Source organism: Fulvivirga kasyanovii, assembly GCF_009711405.1.
Classification (GTDB): Bacteria; Bacteroidota; Bacteroidia; order Cytophagales; family Cyclobacteriaceae; genus Fulvivirga; species Fulvivirga kasyanovii.
In genome coordinates this window covers 1-4,433 of the sequence record NZ_SMLW01000291.1, presented here as the reverse complement: position 1 = coordinate 4,433, position 4,433 = coordinate 1, and the positions used below count along the sequence as shown (strand labels likewise).

The window sequence follows — 4,433 nt, the reverse complement described above, 5'->3', positions numbered from 1 at the left end:
GAAGAAAAACGTCCTGTTGAAGTAGTAGTCATATCGGATATTCATCTTGGAACCTACGGTTGTCATGCAGAAGATCTTCTCCGCTACTTAAAAACGATCCAGCCCAAAAAACTCATCCTTAACGGCGATATTATTGATATGTGGCAATTTAGCAAAAGGTACTGGCCTGCCAGCCATATGCAAATTGTAAAACACATTACCGGACTACTGAGCAAAGGCACTGAGGTGGTATATATTACCGGAAACCACGATGAAATGCTCAGGAAGTTTGTCGGCTTCAAACTTGGGGCTTTTTCAATAGAAAATAAAGTAGTGCTGGACCTTGACGGAAAGAAAACATGGATATTCCATGGCGATGTGTTTGATGTTACCATGAAGCATTCCAAGTGGCTGGCCAAGCTGGGGGCCATTGGGTACGACACACTTATACTGCTGAATACCTTTGTGAATTTTGTTTCCAAACTTATGGGGAAAGGCAAGATCTCGCTTTCCAAAAAGATTAAAGATGGGGTGAAATCGGCCATCAAGTTTATAGATGATTTTGAGCACACCGCGGCTGACATTGCTATTGGTAATCAGTACGACTTTGTGGTATGTGGGCACATTCATCATCCTCAGATGCGCAAAGTACAAAACGAAAAAGGGAGTGTAATGTACCTCAACTCAGGTGACTGGGTAGAGAACCTTACGGCTTTGGAATACAACCATAAATCATGGCGCCTTTACAACTTTACAGAAGACCCTGTGGCCATGGCTGTAAAAGTGAACAAAAAGAGTAAAAGGGCTTTGAATACAGACGATATCTTCAGGGATATGGTCAATGAATTTTTAATTGTTAAATAATGAAAATACTATATGCCATACAGGGCACCGGGAATGGGCATGTGAGCAGGGCTATGGATATCGGGCCTGAGCTGGAGAAGCATGGAGAGGTTGATTACCTTGTAAGTGGTGCCCAGGTTGAAATATCATTGCCCAAAGAGACTAAATACCGCTCAGAAGGACTCAGTTTTTATTTCGGAAAGAAGGGTGGTATAAACCTGTCCAAAACCATCAAGAGTAACTCTTCACGCCGTTTTCTTAAGGAGATCAAAGATTTTCCGATTGATAACTATGACCTGATCATCAACGATTTTGAACCCATTACGGCCTGGGCTGCTAAGATCAGGGGTAAGCGATGTATTGCTCTTAGCCATCAAAGTGCGCTGCTTTCCGAGAAATGCCCCAAACCTGAGTCAAAGGATGTGGTAGGCCAGATGATCCTTCGGAATTATGCGCCCGCTTCCGTGCATTATGGTTTTCATTTTAACGCTTTTGATGAAAATATTTATACTCCTGTAGTTAGAAGGTCAATTCGTGAGGCCAAGGTCAGTAACAAAGGACATTATACCGTGTATTTGCCGGCATATGCCGATGAAAAGATAGTTGAAGTACTTTCTAAAGTTAAAAAGGTAAAGTGGGAGGTATTCTCCAAGCATAATAAAGAGGGGTTTGAAGATGGGAATGTGAAAGTGTCGCCAATCGACAACCAAAGCTTTATTGAAAGCATTACCTCGTCCGAAGGGGTCTTGTGTGGTGCTGGTTTTGAGACTCCTTCCGAGGCGTTGTTTCTGGGTAAAAAGCTTATGGTAATCCCGATGAAAAACCAATATGAGCAGCAGTGCAACGCGGCGGCCATGGAAGAGATGGGGATACCGGTGCTTAAAAAGCTTAAGAAAAAGTATGTGGAAGAGATCAAAGACTGGGCGTATTTCCGCGATGCCACTAAAATAGAATACCCTGACGAAACGGCGAAGATCGTTTCAGGTATTGTTGAGAAGGAGGCCTACGCATGAACAATCCGGCCAACCATAAAATATTGATCGTTGATGATGATAAGGACATTCTGGACTTGTTGAAATACAACCTGGAAAAGGACGGCTATACGGTAAAGGTAGAGCGTAAAAGCACACATTCGATTGAGACGGCTGGTAAGTTTCACCCGGACCTGATCATTCTGGATATCATGATGCCAAAGATCAATGGTATTGAAGTTTGCCGGCAATTGAGAGAGCACCCGGAGTTTAAAAACACCTATATCTTCTTTCTTACTGCAAAGTCGGACAAGCAGTTACAACTAAAAGCGTTGAATACCGGTGGAGATGATTACATAGAGAAGATAACAGGACTTCGTGCGCTTACCTATAAAATAAGCACTGTACTCAAGAAAAACCTGATAATCAGAAAAAGTGTAGAAAAGATCAAAATCGGTGACATGGTCATTGACAGGAAAGCCAGCTCAGTAACTTATAAAAGTAAAGAGGTGGCATTGCCCAAGTATGAATTTGAGCTGTTATACTTTTTTGCTCAAAACCCCAAAAAAGTCATCACCCGAGATAACCTGCTTCACAACATCTGGGGTTCAGATGTTTATGTGCTGGCCAAATCTGTAGATACTTACATAACCAATCTTACTCAAAAAATAGGAGAGGGGTTAATTTCCCGGGTTGAAGAGGGCAAGTATAAATTTCAGGTCCGTTAATCAATAAGCCCTGTCTCTGTCCATTTTGCGATAAGCTAATAAAAGCTCTTTACTGTTATGCAAACTGTGGTCATAGGCAAGGGACAGCAATTCGGAGGCAACCTGAGCAACGGGGCAGTTGTCGTAAAAGTGATCTCTCGCATAGTGAACAAACTTTAACACCTTAAAGCCATCAAACCATTGGTAAAATTGCTTTAAAAAGGTGTCCTTCGCGGCTGCATTATTGTTTATCCTGCTGATATGAAATACAAATTCATTCTCCGTAAGGAACTGACGTATACTTTCGGGCTGATCCTTTAAAAAGCACGCTGTATTTTCAAGGCTGGCTTTATACAGTTTTGGCAGGTTATCAATAAAAGCTTTCAAGTCCTTAAAAGTCCGGACTGAGTAGGTAAGGAGCTGTCCTGTTTTTTGCCAGTCATTAACAGCTTTGCCTGTACCGAAGGGGACCCGGTCAGAGATTCTCGGAGAGGGTATGACCCGGGTGCTGTTAATCTCACCAAAGTTACCCAGCGGTATGATCTTATGGAGAAAGTAAAAATCTTCCCCGGCCTTTCTGCGGTTCATGCCTCCTTGTTTCTGATAGGCAGAACTCCTTACAGCCATGCTGGAGCCAATGGTTTCATAGGCATAAGGAAAACCTGTATATCGCAATGCATTTACATAGTACCTCAAAAACAGTTCATAATCTACAATGGCTTTATAGATATTGTCTTCCAAAGGGCCTTGAAGAGGGTGTTCAAAATATATAGAACATCCGGGAGATTTTGGGTTTGCGTAAAAATAATCATGGATCGCCCTGATATAATTGGGGTCGCACAAGCTATCAGCATCATAGCAGACAATAATACCGTCGGGTTTACCTATGGCCTCCAACCTGCGCACGGCTTCGTCCATGGCTATTTTGCGTGCAAGCCCTACTCCGGCATGTTTTTTTGGGAGGTTATCCTTATAGGCAACGTGAAAGCAGAAGTTGGTCTTAGAGTGTAGTTCTACCCACTTTTTTATTTCTATGTAGCACTTTCTATTTTGAATAGATACATCTGACGGGGCATTTTCGGACTCGTTAATTAATACAATGACTTCAATGCATAAACCTTCCGTGTCACATTGCAGTAATGCGTTGAGGCTCCGAATGGGATCGGGTTCGTTATAACAAGGTATGGTTATGACCATATCCAGGTCAGCATGAGGCTCTATATCCAATAAAGAGCCCTGATATGCATACCTGGATAAATAAAGGTTTCTTTTTATGGTGCCAGACGGTCGATCTTCCATGTTTTATCTTCACGGGTGTATACCAACCGGTCGTGAAGCCTGCTGGCACGCCCTTGCCAAAACTCAATTAAGAAAGGTTCCGCTATATAACCGCCCCATTGTTCTGGTTTAGGCAATACCTCTACATCTTTAAATTTCTCCTGAAGGGTTCTCTCACGTTCTTCCAATATTTCCCTGTTACTGATCACAGAGCTTTGGGGTGAGGCCCAGGCCCCGATTTGGCTACCTTTCGGGCGGCTTCTGAAATATTCCTCAGATTCTTCTTTGCTAACTTTCTTTACTATCCCTTGTATTCTTACCTGCCTTTCGAGCTCAGGCCAGAAGAAGGTAAGGGCAGTAGAAGGATTGTGCTCCAGTTCACGCGCTTTGCTGCTTTGGTAATTGGTATAGAACACAAAGCCGTTTTCATTGACATCTTTGAGAAGCAATATCCTCGAAGATGGCACACCCTGCTCGCTAACAGTAGCCATGTTCATGGCGGTAGCTTCGCGTACCTCAGCCGTAAGTGCCTCGGTTAACCATTTTTGAAATTGTTTTATGGGGTCTTGGTCTACGTCTTTTTTCCTTAGGGAATGGCGGACATAATCTTGCCTGATTTCTGCGATATTCTTTTCCATCGGATGTCAATTTTGAT

General features: G+C 42.9%; 5 protein-coding genes. 3 read left to right on the top strand and 2 right to left on the bottom strand.

Annotated elements, in window-relative coordinates; translation table 11 throughout:
• The 3 genes from E1163_RS02140 to E1163_RS02130 all read left to right on the top strand — a co-directional run.
• Positions 1–843 (top strand): UDP-2,3-diacylglucosamine diphosphatase (locus E1163_RS02140; RefSeq protein WP_155168988.1); only part of this gene is annotated, 843 nt, incomplete at its 5' end.
• Positions 843–1,835: a glycosyltransferase family protein gene (locus tag E1163_RS02135; protein WP_155168986.1), complete on the top strand. Its 993-nt coding sequence runs from the start codon at positions 843–845 to the stop codon at positions 1,833–1,835. The genes E1163_RS02140 and E1163_RS02135, both read left to right, overlap by 1 nt.
• Positions 1,832–2,521 carry a response regulator transcription factor gene (locus tag E1163_RS02130; protein WP_155168984.1) on the top strand — a complete coding sequence of 230 codons (690 nt, stop codon included), beginning with the start codon at positions 1,832–1,834 and terminating at the stop codon, positions 2,519–2,521. The genes E1163_RS02135 and E1163_RS02130 overlap by 4 nt, the downstream gene beginning before the upstream one ends.
• On the opposite strand, the gene E1163_RS02125 is transcribed toward E1163_RS02130, so the two are convergent.
• Positions 2,522–3,799, bottom strand: a complete 1,278-nt coding sequence (locus tag E1163_RS02125) for a glycosyltransferase family 2 protein (RefSeq protein WP_155168982.1) — start codon at positions 3,797–3,799, stop codon at positions 2,522–2,524.
• Complete coding sequence (gene pdxH / locus E1163_RS02120) at positions 3,772–4,416, bottom strand: pyridoxamine 5'-phosphate oxidase (protein WP_155168980.1); 645 nt, start codon at positions 4,414–4,416, stop codon at positions 3,772–3,774. The genes E1163_RS02125 and pdxH overlap by 28 nt, the downstream gene beginning before the upstream one ends.
• Between the last annotated feature and the right edge of the window lie 17 nt (positions 4,417–4,433).